Annotated in this window: 18 protein-coding genes; 2 read left to right on the top strand and 16 right to left on the bottom strand. The window is 34.7% G+C overall.

The features are described 5' to 3' along the window. Positions 1 to 18: 18 nt before the first annotated feature. The 5 genes from NOL38_RS04400 to NOL38_RS04420 form a co-directional block, all read right to left on the bottom strand. The gene (locus NOL38_RS04400) at positions 19 to 396 is read right to left on the bottom strand and encodes a RidA family protein (RefSeq protein ID WP_002941727.1); all 378 of its coding nucleotides are present in this window, start codon (positions 394 to 396) and stop codon (positions 19 to 21) included. Between the two features lie 49 nt (positions 397 to 445). Beyond that, complete coding sequence (locus NOL38_RS04405; RefSeq protein ID WP_277941481.1) at positions 446 to 1,765, bottom strand: MATE family efflux transporter; 1,320 nt, start codon at positions 1,763 to 1,765, stop codon at positions 446 to 448. A gap of 103 nt (positions 1,766 to 1,868) precedes the next feature. Next, positions 1,869 to 3,215 carry an asparagine--tRNA ligase gene (gene asnS, locus NOL38_RS04410; protein ID WP_024377171.1) on the bottom strand — a complete coding sequence of 449 codons (1,347 nt, stop codon included), beginning with the start codon at positions 3,213 to 3,215 and terminating at the stop codon, positions 1,869 to 1,871. A 14-nt stretch (positions 3,216 to 3,229) separates the two neighbouring features. Beyond that, the gene (locus NOL38_RS04415) at positions 3,230 to 4,411 is read right to left on the bottom strand and encodes a pyridoxal phosphate-dependent aminotransferase (protein WP_277941482.1); all 1,182 of its coding nucleotides are present in this window, start codon (positions 4,409 to 4,411) and stop codon (positions 3,230 to 3,232) included. Beyond that, positions 4,408 to 4,905: a cell wall elongation regulator TseB-like domain-containing protein gene (locus NOL38_RS04420; protein ID WP_172101995.1), complete on the bottom strand. Its 498-nt coding sequence runs from the start codon at positions 4,903 to 4,905 to the stop codon at positions 4,408 to 4,410. The genes NOL38_RS04415 and NOL38_RS04420 overlap by 4 nt, the downstream gene beginning before the upstream one ends. 213 nt (positions 4,906 to 5,118) lie before the next feature. Between NOL38_RS04420 and NOL38_RS04425 the strand changes: the two genes are divergently transcribed. Together NOL38_RS04425 and NOL38_RS04430 are read left to right on the top strand one after the other, a co-directional pair. Further along, positions 5,119 to 5,568, top strand: a complete 450-nt coding sequence (locus NOL38_RS04425; protein ID WP_002938613.1) for a MarR family winged helix-turn-helix transcriptional regulator — start codon at positions 5,119 to 5,121, stop codon at positions 5,566 to 5,568. Between the two features lie 118 nt (positions 5,569 to 5,686). Beyond that, complete coding sequence (locus NOL38_RS04430) at positions 5,687 to 6,175, top strand: NADPH-dependent FMN reductase (RefSeq protein ID WP_277941483.1); 489 nt, start codon at positions 5,687 to 5,689, stop codon at positions 6,173 to 6,175. A gap of 99 nt (positions 6,176 to 6,274) precedes the next feature. On the opposite strand, the gene glf is transcribed toward NOL38_RS04430, so the two are convergent. The 11 genes from glf to NOL38_RS04485 form a co-directional block, all read right to left on the bottom strand. Beyond that, positions 6,275 to 7,387 carry a UDP-galactopyranose mutase gene (gene glf, locus NOL38_RS04435; RefSeq protein ID WP_277941484.1) on the bottom strand — a complete coding sequence of 371 codons (1,113 nt, stop codon included), beginning with the start codon at positions 7,385 to 7,387 and terminating at the stop codon, positions 6,275 to 6,277. Between the two features lie 509 nt (positions 7,388 to 7,896). Next, on the bottom strand, positions 7,897 to 8,796 hold the full coding sequence (gene galU / locus NOL38_RS04440; protein WP_277941485.1) for a UTP--glucose-1-phosphate uridylyltransferase GalU: 900 nt from the start codon (positions 8,794 to 8,796) through the stop codon (positions 7,897 to 7,899). Positions 8,797 to 8,864: 68 nt separating this feature from the next. Beyond that, positions 8,865 to 10,109, bottom strand: coding sequence for a glycosyltransferase 61 family protein (locus tag NOL38_RS04445; RefSeq protein WP_277941486.1), 1,245 nt, complete (start codon positions 10,107 to 10,109; stop codon positions 8,865 to 8,867). A gap of 144 nt (positions 10,110 to 10,253) precedes the next feature. Further along, positions 10,254 to 11,366 carry a glycosyltransferase gene (locus NOL38_RS04450; RefSeq protein WP_277941487.1) on the bottom strand — a complete coding sequence of 371 codons (1,113 nt, stop codon included), beginning with the start codon at positions 11,364 to 11,366 and terminating at the stop codon, positions 10,254 to 10,256. Positions 11,367 to 11,407: 41 nt separating this feature from the next. Then, positions 11,408 to 12,844, bottom strand: coding sequence for a flippase (locus tag NOL38_RS04455; protein WP_277941488.1), 1,437 nt, complete (start codon positions 12,842 to 12,844; stop codon positions 11,408 to 11,410). Between the two features lie 102 nt (positions 12,845 to 12,946). After that, a complete protein-coding gene (locus NOL38_RS04460; RefSeq protein WP_277941489.1) occupies positions 12,947 to 14,002 on the bottom strand; it encodes a glycosyltransferase family 2 protein in 1,056 nt (351 codons plus the stop codon). Between the two features lie 95 nt (positions 14,003 to 14,097). Then, positions 14,098 to 14,490 carry a glycerol-3-phosphate cytidylyltransferase gene (tagD, locus tag NOL38_RS04465; RefSeq protein WP_277941490.1) on the bottom strand — a complete coding sequence of 131 codons (393 nt, stop codon included), beginning with the start codon at positions 14,488 to 14,490 and terminating at the stop codon, positions 14,098 to 14,100. Between the two features lie 80 nt (positions 14,491 to 14,570). Next, positions 14,571 to 15,737 (bottom strand): CDP-glycerol glycerophosphotransferase family protein, encoded by a 1,167-nt coding sequence (locus tag NOL38_RS04470; RefSeq protein ID WP_277941491.1) that lies wholly within the window; start codon positions 15,735 to 15,737, stop codon positions 14,571 to 14,573. 10 nt (positions 15,738 to 15,747) lie between these two features. After that, positions 15,748 to 16,983, bottom strand: coding sequence for a hypothetical protein (locus tag NOL38_RS04475; protein ID WP_277941492.1), 1,236 nt, complete (start codon positions 16,981 to 16,983; stop codon positions 15,748 to 15,750). 56 nt (positions 16,984 to 17,039) lie between these two features. Further along, positions 17,040 to 18,068 carry a glycosyltransferase family 2 protein gene (locus NOL38_RS04480; RefSeq protein ID WP_277941493.1) on the bottom strand — a complete coding sequence of 343 codons (1,029 nt, stop codon included), beginning with the start codon at positions 18,066 to 18,068 and terminating at the stop codon, positions 17,040 to 17,042. Positions 18,069 to 18,102: 34 nt separating this feature from the next. Then, the gene (locus tag NOL38_RS04485; RefSeq protein WP_277941494.1) at positions 18,103 to 18,576 is read right to left on the bottom strand and encodes a serine acetyltransferase; all 474 of its coding nucleotides are present in this window, start codon (positions 18,574 to 18,576) and stop codon (positions 18,103 to 18,105) included. Between the last annotated feature and the right edge of the window lie 36 nt (positions 18,577 to 18,612).

The raw sequence follows: 18,612 nt of genomic DNA on the forward strand, positions 1-18,612 counted from the left end.
ATTCCCTCCTTTTCTCTTCTAATCAATAACTGCAATAACTTCAATCTCAACCTTAACATCACGTGGCAAGCGTGCAACTTCCACCGCTGAACGAGCTGGAAAATCTGCTGAGAAAGCTGTTTTATAAACTTCATTAAAGGCTACAAAATCATTCATATCTTTTAGGAAACAAGTCGTCTTCACCACATGGTCGAAGTCTGTTCCTGCTTCTGATAAAATTGCTGCAATATTTTTCAAGACCTGCTCCGTCTGTTCTTGAATAGTTTCTCCCACAATCTCACCCGTTTCAGGTGACAAGGGAACCTGACCAGAGGCAAAGAGGAAGTTTCCTACAACCTTTCCTTGAACGTATGGGCCAATAGCTGCTGGTGCCTTATCTGTATGAATGGTTTTCATCTGTAAATCTCCTTTATTCTTTCTATCGATATTATACCAAAAAACCGGCCTAATCGGCCAGTTTTCGTATTTTTACCTGAAATCTCCAAGTCAGGAAAATCGCTCGCAAGAGCAGGTCAATCAAAATCGACAGCCAGACGCCGGCAATTCCTAAACCGAACATCTGACCTAAGACGATAACACCTACGACGCGCAGCCCCCACATTCCTATCATTGTGGAGTAGAGTGGCGACTTGGTATCCCCCAAGCCCTGCAGAGCGCCAGCCATGATCAAAGAAACCGCAAGGCCTGGCTGGTTGAAAGCATCGATCCGTAAGGCTGTGACGACTTGACGGACTGCTTCTAGGTCTTTGGTAAATAGCAAAGCAAAACTTGGAGCTCCGACAAACAAGACGACTCCCAGCAGGGACATGATCGCTACTCCATAGGCAGAGCTGACAAATGCGACCCGTCTGACTGTGGAAATGTCACCCTTGCCCAAGGCTTGACCAATCAAAACGGCAGCAGCTGTCGCAAGACCATAGGCAGGCATATAGGTAAAACTCTCGATATTGCCTGCAATCATATGAGAAGCATAGACAGTCGTCCCCAGCCCCACAATCAAACTGAAATAGACCACCTGTCCCAACCGCATAACCAAGCGTTCGGCTGCTGCAGGTAAGGTCAAATCCACCATTTCCTTAGGACTTCCCAAGTGGAACAATTGTTTGAGATCAACTGCCAAGTCAGTCTGTTGCACCTTTCGGTAAAGCAAGACTGTACCAAGCAAGCGAGCTAAGACGGTTCCCAAGGCTGTCCCTACAATCCCCAACCCTGACCAAGAGCCAATACCAAAAATCAAGAAATAGTCCAAGACCACATTAAAACCATTGGTCAGTAAGCTCATTTTCATAGGGGATACTGTATCCCCATATGCCCGCAAGATTGTTCCCAAAATAGTCATCAGAGCTTGGAAAATCGTCAAACCACCAACCCAGTAAAAAAATGCCTGGGCGCCAGCCAAACTCTCCGCATCTGCTCCCATTAAGACCAGCATCTGCCGCCCGAAAACAAGGGATAGTAAACCAAATAGCAGACCTATACCTACTGAAAACACTAAGGCTTGACGGACATGAAAGGTAAGAGATTCCCTATCTCCTGCGCCAATAGACCGAGCAATCAAAGCTGTTGCCCCAACTCCCAAAGCCATATAGACCGCCAAATAGACATTCAAAATCGTATTGGCAAGGCCAACTGCCGTCACCGCTACCAGCCCCAGCTGTGCAATCAAGAGGGTATCCACAAAACCAACTAAGGTCTGAAAGATATTTTCCACCGTAGCAGGCAAGGCCAAACGAATAATTTCTTTTCCTAAACTTTCTTGCTTCATTTTCCTCTCCACGATTTTATTTAGAATAATTATAAATAAAAGAGAGTGAAAAAGCAAGAAAACAGACCACATGTGTAGTCTGTTTGTATATCTATTGATTTGCTTATGGATGCAAGCGGTGCAACATTCTCGGGAACGGAATGGCTTCACGGATGTGTTTTGTACCAGCGACGAAGGTTACCATACGCTCAATACCGATACCGAAACCACCGTGTGGTACTGAACCGTACTTACGTAGGTCAAGGTAGAATTCGTATTCTGACTTGTCCATGCCGAGCTCGTCCATTTTGGCTACCAAAGCATCGTAATCGTCCTCACGCATAGAACCACCGATGATTTCACCGTAGCCTTCTGGAGCCAAGAGGTCCGCACAAAGCACGCGCTCTGGATTGCCAGGAACTGGTTTCATGTAGAAGGCCTTGAAGCTTGCTGGATAGTTAACAACGAAAGTCGGTACACCAAAGTAGTTTGAAATCCAAGTTTCATGTGGCGAGCCGAAGTCGTCACCATGCTCGATGTGTTCGTAGTCTGTATCTTCATCAGCTTCATGTTCTTGCAGAAGGGTAATGGCATCATCATAAGCCACACGTTTGAATGGCTCTGCAATGTAGCGTTTGAGGGCATCCACATCACGCTCAAGAGTTTCCAAGGCTTGTGGAGCACGGTCGATAACACCTTGAATCAAGGCTTTGACATAAGCTTCTTGCAAGTCAAGTGACTCTTCATGGCTGAGGAATGAATACTCGGCATCCATCATCCAAAACTCAGTCAAGTGACGGCGAGTTTTTGATTTTTCCGCACGGAAAACAGGACCGAAGTCGAAAACACGACCAAGAGCCATAGCACCAGCTTCCAGGTAAAGCTGACCTGATTGACTGAGATAAGCTGGTTGACCAAAGTAGTCTGTTTCGAACAATTCTGTTGAATCTTCTGCCGCATTTCCAGACAAGATTGGGCTATCAAACTTGATAAAGCCATTCTTCTCAAAAAACTCATAAGTCGCATAGATGATGGCGTTACGGATTTGCTGGATAGCGACCTGTTTACGAGAACGTAACCAGAGATGACGGTTGTCCATGAGGAAGTCCGTACCGTGTTCTTTTGGTGTGATTGGGTAATCTTGTGACTCACCGATTACTTCAAGGTCTGTCACATCTAGCTCATAACCAAACTTAGAACGCTCGTCTTCCTTGACAATCCCTGTCACATAGACAGACGTTTCTTGACTGAGACGTTTTGCTACATCGAACTTCTCAGTACCAGCTTCTTCACCGAATTTTTCGATGAAGTTTGGCTTGAAAGCAACTGCTTGGAAGAAGGCTGTTCCGTCACGCAATTGCAGGAAGGCTAACTTGCCCTTGCCTGATTTGTTGGCAACCCAGGCACCAATGGTCACTTCTTGACCGACATAATCTTTTACTTGGTTGATGGTAATCAATTTTCTAGACATTATTTTTCCTCTTTTTATTTTTTCATAAATGTGTGTAGTCGAGCCACTGCTTCTTTGAGCGTGTCCATATCTGTCGCATAGCTGAGGCGGATATTCTCAGGAGCACCAAAACCAGCACCTGTCACCAAGGCTACTCCTACTTCTTCCAAGATAGCTGTGGTAAATTCGGTCACATCTGTGTAGCCCTTCATTTCCATAGCCTTTTTGACATTTGGGAAGAGATAGAAGGCCCCTTCTGGCTTGATAACCTCAAAACCTGGTACTTCTGCCAGCAAGGGATAAATGGTATTGAGTCGCTCTTCAAAGGCCTGACGCATGGTTTCTACCGTATCTTGCGGACCTGTAAAGGCTTCAATGGCCGCATATTGAGCAGCGGTTGTTAAGTTTGACGTCGTTTGTCCGACAATTTTGCTCATAGCCGCAATGATCTCAGGATTACCAACCGCAAAGCCAACCCGCCAACCTGTCATGGCATAGGCTTTTGCCACACCATTGACCACAATAGTCTGCTGACGAATGCTCTCTGAAATACTTGAAATCGGTGTAAAGGTATTTCCATTATAGACCAAACGACCATAAATATCGTCTGCCAAGATGAGAATATCGTGCTCCACAGCCCAGTTGCCAATAGCTTCCAATTCCTCACGACTGTAAATCATCCCTGTCGGATTGGACGGGCTGTTGAGCAAGAGCACTTTGGTCTTATCTGTCCGAGCTGCTTCCAGCTGGTCAACCGTTACCTTGAAATTGTGCTCTTCACTTGCAGTGACAAAGACAGGCACCCCTTCATTCATCTTAATCTGGTCAGCATAGGATACCCAGTAAGGTGTCGGAATAATCACCTCATCACTAGGATTGATGACCGCCGCAAAGAAAGCGTAGAGGACAAACTTGGCACCCGTGGCAAGAACAACTTGATTGCGTTCGATAGAGTAGCCATAGAAATTCTCAAAGTAGGTATTTACCGCATCCTTCAACTCAGGAAGACCTGAAGCCACCGTGTAAAAACTCGCCTTACCATTTTCGATAGACTTAATAGCAGCTTCTTGAATATTTTTCGGTGTGACGAAGTCTGGCTCACCCAAGGTCAGCTCTAAAATATCGCGTCCTTCCGCCTTCAGGGATTTTGCACGCGCACCTGCTGCCAGAGTTACACTTTCTTCCATCTCTAAGACTCGTCTTGATAACTTGCTCATAAGCCCTCCCGTTTGATAAAGTTCCCTGTTTCAAATTCAACTAAATAGTAGGCAGTGCCTGATTTGACTTCCCAAATCGGCTTCGCATCTCTGTAGCCAAGAACCGATTTTTCTATCTCTCCAGCACCATTCTCTGTAGCGACTGCCTGCGCTTCTTCCTTAGAAATACCATTCGCCATTGGATAAACATACACAGTATTTGTCTCTTCAGGAATGATAACCGCAATCATTTCCCCCTGACTCGTCTTTCCTTGCACGCTAAAGTATGTTTCTGTCCCGTTGTAGATAGAGACATCATCAACAACCTCCATATCCGTATAGTCTCGAGCTACAGAAATAGCGTGATTCTGCACATCAGAAAAAGGCTTAGCTGCAAGGTCCCAAATAACGAATATCGAAAAAGTCATGACACTTAGGAGTATAAAGGAACCAGCTATCAGCTGTCCCTTCTTCGTTGCCAATACTTCCAAAAGTTGAAAAATCTTTTTTTCCATAGTAGTCCTATTATACTACAAGTTAAAGCATATTTCCATTTTTTCCGTAATTGAATTGTGAATAAACTTTCATTCTCCTCCAGACAGAGAACAAATATAAGAACTGGGACCCACAGTTCAGCTCCTCTATGCTATATAACCTACTTTACCTATGAATATAGGATTTAACTTTTTTTGCTTGATAACCGAACTATTTATTGCTAAAATATTCTCATGAGAACTGTTGAACAATCTTTAAACGAGAACAAGCATGCACTTCACAGTCTAGTCGTCTTTCGCAGAGCAGCTAATACTATCACAAAATCAGAATTAGAAACAATCAAAAAATACGGACTGACAGTTTGTCAGTTTGGAGTGATGGAGGCACTCTACAACAAAGGAAATCTGCGGATTCAAGACTTAATTGATAAATTATTAAGTACTTCTGGCAACATGACTGTCGTTATAAAAAACATGATTCGAGATGGTTATATCTACAAGACTATCGATACAAATGACCGTCGTGCTTCCTTGATTGCTCTCACTCCACTTGGACGCGAAACCATTGAAAAAATCCTTCCAGAGCATTATGATCACGTTGGAGAGATTTTTTCTGTCCTTAGTTCAGAAGAACAAGACCAATTAGCCGAGATACTTAAAAAATTCAAGAACCAGCAGACCTAGGATTGCCAACAAAAGACAAATACGATATACTAAATTTATGTTTTTATGAAAAGGAGGCCATCATGCAAACGTATTGTTTTTAGTTGGTTCACTACGTGACGGTTCTTTTAACCATCAAATGGCAAAAAAAGCTGAAGCGTTCTTGGCTGATAAGGCTCAAGTATCTTACATTGATCTTGCAAAAATTCCCCTATTCAACCAAGACATCGAGACACCTATCCTTCCTGAAATTGCAGAGCTACGTGCACAAGTAGACGCTGCGGATGCTATCTGGATTTTCTCACCAGTATATAACTATGCAATCCCAGGCATCGTAAAAAATGCTCTCGATTGGCTCAGTCGTTCGCTCGATTTATCCAATCCAAAAGGACCATCTATCCTACAAGATAAAATCACAACTGTCTCTGCAGTCGCAAACAGTGGTCACGACGACCTATTCAAAGACTTCCAACACCTTCTTCCATTTATTCGCACTCAAATTGCTGGTGAATTTACAGGTTCAACTATCAATCCAGAAGCATGGGGAACAGGTGTATTGGAGTTATCTGACGAAATTCTAACAAAACTCGAACAACAAGCAGCTGACCTGTTGGCAGCAATCCAATAATAATCAAAAAAACCAGAATTTCTGGTTTTTTTGATTAACATTTAGAGAGCATTCCAACTTCTGCCAAGAATCAATTACTACTTTGATGACTTCTCAAAATCATTCCCCAACTTCATTTCTCACACATTGCAAGGCCGCACCGATAACCTGGTGCATATCGTAGTAACGATAATGACCCAGACGCCCGCCGAATATAACATTCTCTTGTTGTTCTGCCAATTTCTTATATGCTGTGTATAGATGATTATTGCGATCATTGTTGACTGGATAATACGGCTCATCACCTCGTTTCCAAGTCTTCGAATACTCACGGGTAATAATGGTTTTCGGTTGTGTACCAAATTCGAAATGTTTGTGTTCGATGATTCGAGTATATGGTGTCTCGCTATCTGTGTAGTTGACAACCGCATTCCCTTGGTAGTTTTCCATATCCAATACTTCTGTCTCAAATCGAAGGCTACGGTACTCCAATTCACCAAGTTGGTAATCAAAAAACTCGTCAATCATTCCTGTAAAGACAATCTTCGGATAGGTCGCTAAATAGTCTTCCTTATTGGCAAAGAAATCAACATTTGTCTCCACATCAATATTGTCATGGTCCAACATTTTTTCAACAATCTGCGTGTAACCACCAATGGGAATACCTTGAAATGTGTCGTTAAAATAGTTATTGTCGTAAGTCAAACGCACGGGCAAACGACGAATGATAAAGGCTGGCAACTCCGTACATGGTTTTTCCCATTGTTTCTCGGTGTATGACTTGATCAATTTTTCATAGATGTCTGTACCAACTAGTGAGATGGCTTGTTCTTCCAAGTTCTCAGGTGTTTTTCCTCCCAAAACAGCACGTTGCTCAGCAATCTTTGCCTCTGCCTCCGCAGGAGTAACCACACCCCAAAGCTTGTTAAAGGTATTCATGTTGAATGGAAGATTGTAAATCTCACCCTTGTAGTTAGCGACTGGTGTGTTTGTATAGCGGTTGAACTCCGCAAACTGATTCACATAATCCCAAATTTCTTTTTCGGAAGTATGAAAAATATGTGCACCATACTCATGAACTTGGATACCTTCTACTTCTTTAGTATAGATGTTACCTGCAATGTGGTCTCGTTTTTCGATAACCTTAACCATTTTCCCTTTTTTTGCTGCTTCATGAGCAAAGACCGCTCCGAACAGCCCTGCACCAACAACTAGATAATCGTATTTTTTCATATTGTTTTTACATTTAACCTTCTAGGGAAGTCATTTCTCCAAATCTTTTACTAGACTATCATTAATACCATAGTCTCATAACTAATAAAGAGTGAGTTGTGATAATCTCTTCCCTAAAACCTTTCACTTAAAACTTGCAATATCCAATATTATAACAGACAATACAACCTTCATCAAGTTTAGCAATAATAGAGAGAATCGTAGGCACTGTTCTAGAATGAAAGTAACCGGCCTTTAAAAAACGCATTTTGATCGCTTTGAACATAAAGAAAAAGAGGACGAATTTCGTCCTCTCTAGATGTTAGCTGACATTTACCCACTACAGTTGACAAAGAGCCCTTTTATCACTTACGAAAGATGTTTCTTAGTTACAAAAATAATTGAAACCAATATTCCATCACTGCTCTTGTTCTTTCATCGTTTTCAAAATAGATTATAAAGAATGAAAGGATATCATTTTCCTCTCTGCTAATAGTATAGTGGTAAAACAAGCAATAGTAAAACTACCTTTAGACTTGATTTTCATCTAATGTTTTTCCAAGATCAATGATAAACTGTTTCAAGTCATCCTTCACTTGTGGGTGCTTAAGGGCATAGTCAATAGACGTTTTCATAAATCCAAACTTATCTCCAACGTCATATCTCTTACCTTTAAATTCTCTAGCAAATACACGCTGAGTTTTGTTTAATGTATCGATAGCATCAGTCAACTGAATTTCATTGCCTGCACCTGGTTTTTGCGTTTCTAAAATGTCAAAAATTTCAGGAGTAAGTAGGTAACGTCCAATAATGGCTAGATCACTCGGTGCATCTTCCGGTGCTGGTTTTTCCACAAATGTATCAACACTATGAAGTCCATCTTCCACTTCTCCATGTGGCGCTATAACCCCGTAAGCAGAAACTTCTTCGTGTGGAACTGGCATCACTGCAATTGTTGATGCAGAAGTCTTTTCGTAATCATTCATCAATTGTTTCGTTAATGGAAGAGCATGCTCATCAGTGATATCCATCAAATCGTCACCAAGCATAACTACGAATGGCTCATTCCCTACAAAAGCCTTGGCTTGTAATACAGCATCTCCAAGCCCGCGTGGATGAGACTGGCGAATAAAATGCAAACGAATGCTTGTCGTTTCATCTACCAATTTTAGTAACTCATGTTTATTCTTTTCTTTTAAATTATATTCTAATTCAAAGTTTGAATCAAAATGATCTTCGATTGAACGTTTTGCCTTACCTGTAACAACTAAAATATCTTCAATGCCTGATTTCAAAGCTTCTTCCACAATAAATTGAATGGTTGGCTTATCTACAATAGGCAACATTTCCTTAGCCAAGGCTTTGGTCGCTGGCAAAAATCGAGTACCTAATCCTGCAGCAGGGATAACTGCTTTTCTAACTTTCTTCATAAAAAACTCCTTACAACTTATTAGAATTATTTTCATGCTTGAAAAAATCTTTGAATTTGAATAATAAACTATCTCGAATCTTTCTTACTCAGCTTATAGTTACGTCTCAGCTCTTTCAAACTCTTTTCAAATTCATTGTCACCTTCACGTATTGGACTAAACTTTATTATATGTTTTTTGTAAAACCACAACCACTTTTTATAAAAATTTCTATAGTCATGTGATGTTAAAATAGAAGTTGGACTATATAAAAAATTATTATCATCAAAAAAATTCCTTAGAGACTTAGTTATATCCATCAAAAATGGACCATAACCATACAATACTGGTAATGGTGCAATATAAAAATCCACAAATTTAACCTTTGCTTCCGAAATCTCATTTATTAAAAATTGGTGTAAATTCATTCTATATGTCTTATTTAAAATAAAAACTTCAATTTCACGATCAATAAATAATAAATTATGGGCCAATGATCCACTGCTCATTACAACAACATCCGCAGATCTTAATGCTTTAATTTGATCAGATAATGTCATAGTTTCAGGGTAAATCGGTGAATAGCCATTATTAAGAAATATTTTTTCAATCTTTGATTCACCAAATTCCTTATTCTTAGCTACTTGTAACTTAGATCGAGAACAGTATATTTTCCTGTTTTTTAACTCTGGTTTTCTCCCCTTAACATTTCTCACAAGTTTATTAAAAATTTCTTTATATTCACTCGTATAATAACTTCCAGGCAGAATGGAACTTTCAGGGACAATAACTTGCTTGAATTGGGTTGGTTTATTTACCAATAACAACCTTGACTCATCGATTCCTAACAAATTGAAGAACTCTAAATAGTTTCCCTCAATCTTTGAATCCTCACCTGAGAAACAAGTATAAGCTATTTTGGTTTCGCTATCTTGTTGTAATGGATACCATAGTCGACCAACTACATCCAATAAAAAATGACCCCATTGTTTTATAAAATAATTTAAATATATTACCTTTTCTTCACTTATTCGTAGTTCTGACTCATCAAAATTATAAGCACCTACAACACGGTCTTTCATTCCTTCTGCCTTTTGGGATGAAATATTTAAGTATCGCCCTCGGGCATCAACTATTCCACCTTTTCCAATTAGTAAATTCGAGTTGTTAAATTTATCAACAATTTTAGAGTCATTAGATTTTGGTGGAAGCACTACTCCATTATCAATCACTTTCACCTCTAATTGTTTCTTTAATAAGTATTTTTTAGTAGATAGCTTATAAAAATCATTTTGGGTGAATTCATCTAAGTACCTTTCATCGAAAATATTCATGAATTAGCTCCTTCAATATCTTTGAGTTAATAAACACTTTGGTTTATAAAACTCATTTTTAGCGACTCCGTCTTATTAATAATCGCTTTTTTATTAATGTTTACATAAATCGTTTATACAATCCTATACATCACATAAATAACTTTAAGAATAATTAATGGACTTTTTTTCTAATATTAATTTGTTATAAACTTCGTTCATAAAAATAATATTATTTTGTAAACTGTATCCCTGTTCAGTTAATTCCCTAATTGCGATCTCTGAAGCAAGTTCTCTATTAATAGGTTTTGAAGAGATCTTAAGTATTGAATTCTTCCAAAGCAATATGTCGTCAATACTTAAAAAATAAATTCCCTCAGCTAAATTAGCTTCTTTAGAAATTCTATCTGATATTAAGCATGGTAGGCCTGCAGACTTTGCTTCAATTAAAGAAAATGGTAATCCTTCAAACCTAGACGGTAGTACAAAAATATCTAGTGCATTCAAGAAACTAGTAACATCATTTACACTTCCTTTAAAAAATACTCTATCTGAAAGTCCTAATTCATGAGATTTCCTTTGTACAGTATCAAAATACTCTCCATCACCTAAAAAAATCAATTTAAACCGTTCATCTAATAACGGCAGAATGTCTAGTAAAAACTCCTGATTCTTTTGATAGTTAAATCCACCAATATGTCCTAATAAAATGTCAACTTCTTTTAAATTAAGCTCTTCCCTAATTGAATCTCGAATTGATTTATTAAAACCATACTTTGAAAATTCAACTCCATTATTTATTACATAAAAATCTTGTTCCTGGTACAACCAGCGACCGGCTGCCATGCCGCATGCAAAACGACCAGTAATCGAACTTCTAAATAAGGGTGCTAAGATTTTATGAAGCTTAGAATGGTTAGTTTTAGTATTATGACTGTGTGCAATTCGTACCTTGCAGCCTGCAAATTTTGCTGCAAACAATTCAATAGACATTGTGTTACTATTTCCATGCACATGAACCAAATCATACTTATCTTTTTTTATTAATTGAACCACTTTAAAAAAGTACTCCAATATATTTTGTCGATTATATCCCTCTAATAAATTAACATTGTTATCAATTATTTCTTTTCTTCTTTTTTCATCTACACTATTAATTGTTAAGATTGTTACATCATTTCCAAATCCAGAAAGAATTTTTGAACTTTCAATTACAAACGTAGAAATTCCATTACTTGCTAAAGGTACAGTACTTATTAAAAGTATCTTTTTCTCCAAACTAAAACCTCACAAAATTATAATAATTTTATCACTTAGGATTAACTCTTATTAATATACTTTTTAACACTCATGATAAAACGATCTTTAAAAATAAAAAGTAACATCGCATATGTAAAAACTGAAACTACGACTGCAATTACTAAAATATTTATAGTTCCATAAATATACTTAGAAACCAAGTAACACTCAATCGCAATAAGTATGCAACCAATATATGATCCAATATGTAATTCAAATATATCTTTGAATCTAATAATATCACGTGACCAATATATATTTAATAACATCCCCACAAACTCTGCTACTAATACCGCAATTGCAACAGCATCCTGAGCCAGTAGATCCACTAAAGCAAAACTAACTAAAATGTTTACTATAGCACTAATAAGTGTCGAATATAACGCGAATTTCTCACGCTTTGTAGGAATTAATATTCCATCATTAAACACCCAGGATATTATAGAGCATAATAAGGCAAAACACAGAATTCTTAGTGAAGGTACTGCTGAAATATATTCATTTCCTGAGATTATCAAAATTATTTCTTTACTAAGCATGAATAAACCAACCATAGTTGGAATCATAATAATTAGCAAGCTATGATAAATATCTTTGAATAGGGCAACATATTTATCTTTCAAACCATTTCCCCAAAACATTGAAAGTCTTGGAACAGTAACAAGTAACATTGCCGCTAATCCATTTTTTACAATTGAGTAAATCTTTGATGAAACCGAGTATAATCCAACTGTATAAGTATCCTTCATAAAACCTAAAATTGTAATACCCGAATTAATATAAATTTGTACAGCTATACTTGAAGCAAATAAAATTAATATAGGTCTTAAATGCTTTTTTAACTTATTATTAAAAACAAATCTAAGGATGACCATTTGTTTTGCTTTAAAATAATTTAGAATATTTGAACCTACAGATGAAAAAACTGTTATTGCTGAATACATTCCAACATCATTACTATCTTTTACTAACAAAAACAGGAGCAACATCGATACAATTTTAAATAGTATACTTCTGATAGTAATATAGACGTATTCTTCATACATAGAAAAAATCCACTCAACACCAATAGTTGTAAAGAAAATTTGTAAACTAAATATTAAGACTGTCACATAATACTGACTCACTTGATTTGAAAACATGATAGTCAGAAATAGAAGGATGTATGCTAAAATAGTTGAAATTAGATTTAATGAGAATACTTCACTTGCAAATTCACTAATTTTAATTTTATCATTTCTGAATTTTGCCCCCTCTCGAATACCATACTTATAAATTCCAAGACCCGCAATCAACAAAAAATAACTAACAATTGAATTTGCAAAATTATATTCTCCAATTCCTTCAACATCTAAAACTCTTGTCACATATGGAAAAGTGATTAGTGGAAATATTAAATTTAAAATATTTCTTAAAACATTTAGTGATGCATTTAATGCTAATGATTTCTTCTTCATATCTAAAACAAATTCCTTCCTAATTCAAATTATCTATATCTTGATCCAACGCTTCAAAAAAATGAATATCAACTGATTAAACTTCATTTATTATAAGGAATTTCATTTCATTAATTTCTTTAATATCTCTTTTAAACTACGAATAAATAATTCTTTTTTTTCAGAAAATGTTCCTTTAAAAAACACAAATTTTCTATAATTATTTACAATATCAGAAAATCTTTTTCCATCCTCTATTGCAGAAATTACCAATTTTTCTGCATTTGTTGAACAGTAATCATAAATATCTGGATTTTGCTTAATAAAACTTTGAATAATTCTATCAGTCTCAAAATAATGTAAATCTAAATTTCTTGTAACTGCTTGAATGCACAATGAAATTGAAACTTTGAGTTTTTTTGAACGACCTTCTTGGTCATTTGCAAACTTTAAAATTATTAACATACCCAAAAATGCATTTGCGAGAAATTCCAATCGCGCCATATTATCCGGTCGACCACCATGCATCAAACTATTCTGTCGAATAATATATTGATAGTAACCTTTTGGAATTCTTACTAACGATGAAGCTCTCTCCATAACTTGAGGAGTCCATAATGAATCCTCTCCTATAGGTCGATCATTTGCAAAATAAATACCTTCGACAACTTCTCGACGATATAATTTGTTCCAAATTCTATTACAAATTCCTTCTCTTGCATATTCGTCAAAAATTTGTTCATTTCCTTTAAAAAATTCAATTTTTTCCCAATTGTACTCTAATGACCCATCATTTTGAATAATATTACACATCGCAATATCAGCATTAAACTCAGTAATTGCGTCTACTAGCTTATTTAAGAAATCTGGATCAACATAATCATCATCATCAATAAAAGCAATAAATTCTCCTGTTGCTTTTAATAATCCAATATTTCGTGCCTGACTTGCACCTCCATTTTCCTTATTTATCAATACTATTCTATGATCATTCTGAGCAAAAGATTTCAATATTTCATAAGTTGCATCAACACTTCCATCATTTATCGCAATAAGTTCCCAATTTGAATAAGTTTGATTCAATATACAATTTATCGTATTATGTATATATTTTTCAGCATTATATATGGGTAAAATGATACTTATTTTCCCAATTGAACTATGTAGATTATTTTCCAATTTATACCTTCTTTTGCACTTACTTTTTAATTCACACTATTTTTAAAAATTATGGAAACACACTACCAATTTAAACAATTAATTTTTTTACATGACTATTGCTTGAGCTCATTTTTTATCTGAGTTGTTGAAATCTCGGGTGTTCTTGGTAAATATATAACTTCCACGCCTTCATCTTTTAAAAAATCAAACTTTCCTTCCCAGTCATCACCCATAACAAAAGTATCAATATGATACTCGTGTACATCGGATTTTTTTTGATCCCAGCTATCCTCAGATATTACTAAATCAACATATCGAACAGCCTCAACCAAAGCTTTTCTTTGCTCGTAAGAAAAATAACATTTTTTTTGCTTTTCATTCCAGTTAAATTCATCTGATGAAATTACAACAACTAAATAGTCTCCTAAAGCTTTTGCTCTCTTCAAAAGGTTAATATGCCCATAATGCAATAAATCAAATGTTCCATATGTAATTACGCGTTTCATTTCCTACTCCATTTCTACTACAAGTATTAATTTATATTTTTTCATCTTTCTTAAAGACAAATAAAAAATAAGCCATAAATTCAACTTTCATTGATAATATTCATTATATGTTCTGCTATTCTTAAAGATGCATTACCATCATCGCACATACCAAGAAACACTTTCATTTCTTCGATATTATTGCTAGCAATTTCTTCATTAAAATTTAAAATATTGTAAATTAGTTCATCCTGACTATTAGCAAAATTGAACTTCAAATCTTTTTTTAAATCGAAATTTAAGCCTCTTTCTTTATTTATATAATCATCATAGTCCTTCGCAAACAGAAATACTTTATTACTTTTCAGAACAAAGTCAAATATACTGCTTGAAAAATCTGTAATCAAAACATCCGAAGCAACTAGTAACTCTTGCATATCCGAATAAAAATTCCCATCTTTATTAAACTCTGATTGTACTATATTAATGTGATCAGCGACCCCTGGATGAAATCGATTAATTAATACATATTTATTTTTAAATTTTTTTTCACATGACTTGATTAGTCTTTCACTATCTATTGTAAAGATTTCTTTTTGTTCGAACGTATTCTTATGATTTCTTAATGTAGGGGCAAAAAGTATTATTTTATATTCTTCAGGAACTTCAAAAAAATCTTTTACTTTTTTCGAAATTATTTCAGTATTGTGGAAAAAAATATCATTTCTTGGTAATCCAAATTCAAAAATTGGACCATTGTACCAAAAATTTGTCTTATAATCATTGGTTTGCCAATTGCTATTAGAAATCATAGCATCAATAATTGTTGAATCTATTTTTGAGGCATTTACATAGCCAATATCTAAGCTATCTTCTACAGCTTTTTCCACTCGTTTTAAAGATACACCTCCATGCCATGTTTGGAGATAATATTGTCCTTTTCTTTTCAATTTATAGTATTGTTTCACATTATCTATCCAAATTTTGGCAGTCATCCACTCATAAATTGATTTTATCGAACCATACTTAACCGTTCTAATCCCTTTTGGAAATAATGAAGTATCTGTTTTATTATTTACTACCCAAACAATATCTAATTTACTATCAAGTTTTAACAACTCATCAACAATGTATTTAGGATTATCACCATATCCTCTACCTAAAAAATTATCAACTACAATTTTTTTTTTATTTATTTGAAATATTCGAAAAATATTTCCAAATATATACCATTTATATTTTGATTTAATTCCTAAACCAATCCCCATATATCCATACCTATACAATTCTAAATTTCACAATCTTTTTGTCCATATATTGTTTATATTTTAAATTTTCTTCATCATTGCTAATACAAGCAATTGAAAGCAACAATAATGATACAGACCAATATTGATACATTCCATTAGCCATTAAATAATTCAAGAAATATAACTGAACTGCTAAAACAGCATATATATTCTTACCACATGATTTTAACATTACAAAAACATATGAAGCTACAGCAATTGGGCCTATTTCAAAGAATGTCTTTATAAAATCCATCTCGAAATCATAACCTACATAGGAAAGATTTTTTTGAAATAAAAATTCCCTAGTCGAACCTAACCCATAAGATTGGAAGCCCTGTTCATTAACATACCAAAATCGATAAATTCTTCCAACAGTAAAACGAGCAAAATTAACATCTAACAGTTGCTCATAGTAAACTCTATTTTCCGGAAGGTACATGTGATATGTTAGTAAAATTATACAGAACCACAATGTTGCATATGTTTTTGTATATCTTCCTAATTTCCAGAATCTCTTATCTAAATGGAAGAATCTAAAAATAAAAAGTACAATAACCATCAAAAGTAATACGCGCTTAAAAATTAAAAAATTGACAATTAGTGCAAGCGCGGCCATAAACGGATACTTTCTCATATGATACACAAAATATACCCCTAACGGTGCTGCAAATTGTGGAAATGTGTTATTTTCAAACGGTGAATAAGAATCAAATATAGAAATCTTTAAATAATTACTGATTACTACTAGATTCTCTCTTTCATCAAACAACAAACCTATCAACACAATTATGAGTGAAAATTTCATAAAATTAGTTATACCTTTTTGACTTACGAAATTCACAATAACAAATGAAAAAATAAAAGGAAAAGTAATTTGAAAAACCTCTAATATTGAATTTGCACTAAAAATTCCTTCACTATAAGAACGTAACAAGGTTAATACCAAAAAAATTAATCCTAAAAGTAATCCTAATTTAAGTTCATTTTTAAATTTTAAATTTGGAATTTGCTCAATACTATTCTCTCGATTATATCTTTGAAAAATCACTTGCAAAAAAGCCAATGAAATTGGGAACAATAATAATAGATATTGACCCATCTTTAGAATTGGGACATCTCTTATGACTTTCATTTGTACTAATACTTCTAAAGCAAATGAAATAAGTAAACTAGCTATCAGCCAAAAGCTTACACTACTAGTATTCGGAATTTTTAATTTCATTTTTATTTCCATTCCTACAACAAAAATATTTTAATCAATTATTTATAAAATAATGATTATTTAAATTTTTTAGACAAAACTAAAATATTATAAAGCATCTTAGAATAAAAAGTATTGTCATACTTCAGCGAAATAACTATCAATCTATTCAATAATCCAAATTTATTACTTTTAACTACAGAATAGCCTTCCGTGAAGAAGCTATTTTTATTCAATATTTTTAAATTTTCTATGGATACTACATAATTTAAATTATTTAATTCATTCTTATAACACTGTACACAGGCACAAATATAATCTGTCAAAATTTGTGTTCTTAACTCATTCCTATTCTTTTCTAGTGCGATATTCATTAGTGACGAATAAACCTCGTTCACACTAAAAAGCTTATTTCTGTCATATGAGTGCTGCATTGAATCTTTTCTCACTCTATAATAATATGTAGCGTTTCCCTCATTGTGAATATAAACTCTTTTAGAATCTAAAATAGCAGGTAAAATTATATTTAAATCCTCACCATAGGTTATTTTTTCATTTAGATACTTTAAATTATTCTCAATTAAATCTTTTTTAATCAACTTTGCCCATCTAGTGACTGGAATAACCCTATCCATAAAGCCACCCTGAGAGAGAAAAACAGATTTAATATTTTCGTCTAGTATCTTACCTACAAATAAACCATTGTGTATTTTATATTGGATTTCTTCTTGAGATGCTCCAAAATCCATCATAACCCTACTTGTAATAATATCAGCATCGAATTCTAAAAATTTATTCACTAAGACTTCATAATATGTTTCATTTATCCAATCATCTGGATCAACAAATGAAATAATATCCGTTGTTACATGTGACAATCCATATTTCCAAGCGGAAATTAAACCACCGTTTTCCTTATGGTATGCTGTAATAAAATCAAATTTATTTGCATACATCTCACAAATTTCTCCACTTGAATCCGTTGAACCATCGTTGACTAAAATAACATTAATATTCGTATAAGTTTGATTAACTATACTCTCTAAACATTGAATCAAATAATCTTCCACGTTATAAATTGGAATTATTATTGACACTCCTACCATAACTCTCTCCTACTAAAATCAGAAATAGACTTTTTCAAGTTTTAGATTTATTCGCTATATTGACTGCAGGTACTCCCACTAAAATTGAATTTGCTGGAAAGCTTTTTGTAACTACCGCATTAGCTCCTATTTTTGAACCTGCACCGATTGTAATATCTCCAATAATCTTAGCACCCGCACCAATCTCTACATTTTCTTCAATAGTAGGTGATTTGTCACCAATGCCTCCTAAACCTTTATTTCCAATTGTTACTTGCTGTCGGATAATTACTCCATCTCCGATTTTTGCATCAGCACTAATAACAATTCCATAAGGATGGAATAAAATTATGTTATCGCTAATACTTCTTGAAGAATGTATTTCTGAACCAAAAAATCCTAAAACAATTATTGAGTTCAAAAGTTTATAAATAAGGTAATTTAAATTATGAAATAAAGTATTTTTGCTTAAATGACGCTTACCATACTTCATTATCCATATTATTACTTTTGCTTTTTTATCATTCATAATTAATCCATCTAAAAAAATATGTTATTATCAAAA

The organism is Streptococcus suis (genome assembly GCF_029616525.1).
In the GTDB taxonomy this organism is placed as follows: Bacteria; Bacillota; Bacilli; order Lactobacillales; family Streptococcaceae; genus Streptococcus; species Streptococcus suis_AF.

Bases quoted from the DNA above. Each gene is read 5' to 3' on its own strand.
- NOL38_RS04400 (WP_002941727.1), bottom strand. From the start codon at position 396: ATGAAAACCATTCATACAGATAAGGCACCAGCAGCTATTGGCCCATAC.
- NOL38_RS04425 (WP_002938613.1), top strand. From the start codon at position 5,119: ATGAGAACTGTTGAACAATCTTTAAACGAGAACAAGCATGCACTTCAC.
- NOL38_RS04430 (WP_277941483.1), top strand. From the start codon at position 5,687: ATGGCAAAAAAAGCTGAAGCGTTCTTGGCTGATAAGGCTCAAGTATCT.
- NOL38_RS04405 (WP_277941481.1), bottom strand. From the start codon at position 1,765: ATGAAGCAAGAAAGTTTAGGAAAAGAAATTATTCGTTTGGCCTTGCCT.
- asnS (WP_024377171.1), bottom strand. From the start codon at position 3,215: ATGTCTAGAAAATTGATTACCATCAACCAAGTAAAAGATTATGTCGGT.
- NOL38_RS04415 (WP_277941482.1), bottom strand. From the start codon at position 4,411: ATGAGCAAGTTATCAAGACGAGTCTTAGAGATGGAAGAAAGTGTAACT.
- NOL38_RS04455 (WP_277941488.1), bottom strand. From the start codon at position 12,844: ATGAAGAAGAAATCATTAGCATTAAATGCATCACTAAATGTTTTAAGA.
- tagD (WP_277941490.1), bottom strand. From the start codon at position 14,490: ATGAAACGCGTAATTACATATGGAACATTTGATTTATTGCATTATGGG.
- galU (WP_277941485.1), bottom strand. From the start codon at position 8,796: ATGAAGAAAGTTAGAAAAGCAGTTATCCCTGCTGCAGGATTAGGTACT.
- NOL38_RS04475 (WP_277941492.1), bottom strand. From the start codon at position 16,983: ATGAAATTAAAAATTCCGAATACTAGTAGTGTAAGCTTTTGGCTGATA.
- NOL38_RS04420 (WP_172101995.1), bottom strand. From the start codon at position 4,905: ATGGAAAAAAAGATTTTTCAACTTTTGGAAGTATTGGCAACGAAGAAG.
- NOL38_RS04445 (WP_277941486.1), bottom strand. From the start codon at position 10,109: ATGAATATTTTCGATGAAAGGTACTTAGATGAATTCACCCAAAATGAT.
- NOL38_RS04480 (WP_277941493.1), bottom strand. From the start codon at position 18,068: ATGGTAGGAGTGTCAATAATAATTCCAATTTATAACGTGGAAGATTAT.
- NOL38_RS04485 (WP_277941494.1), bottom strand. From the start codon at position 18,576: ATGAATGATAAAAAAGCAAAAGTAATAATATGGATAATGAAGTATGGT.
- glf (WP_277941484.1), bottom strand. From the start codon at position 7,387: ATGAAAAAATACGATTATCTAGTTGTTGGTGCAGGGCTGTTCGGAGCG.
- NOL38_RS04470 (WP_277941491.1), bottom strand. From the start codon at position 15,737: ATGGGGATTGGTTTAGGAATTAAATCAAAATATAAATGGTATATATTT.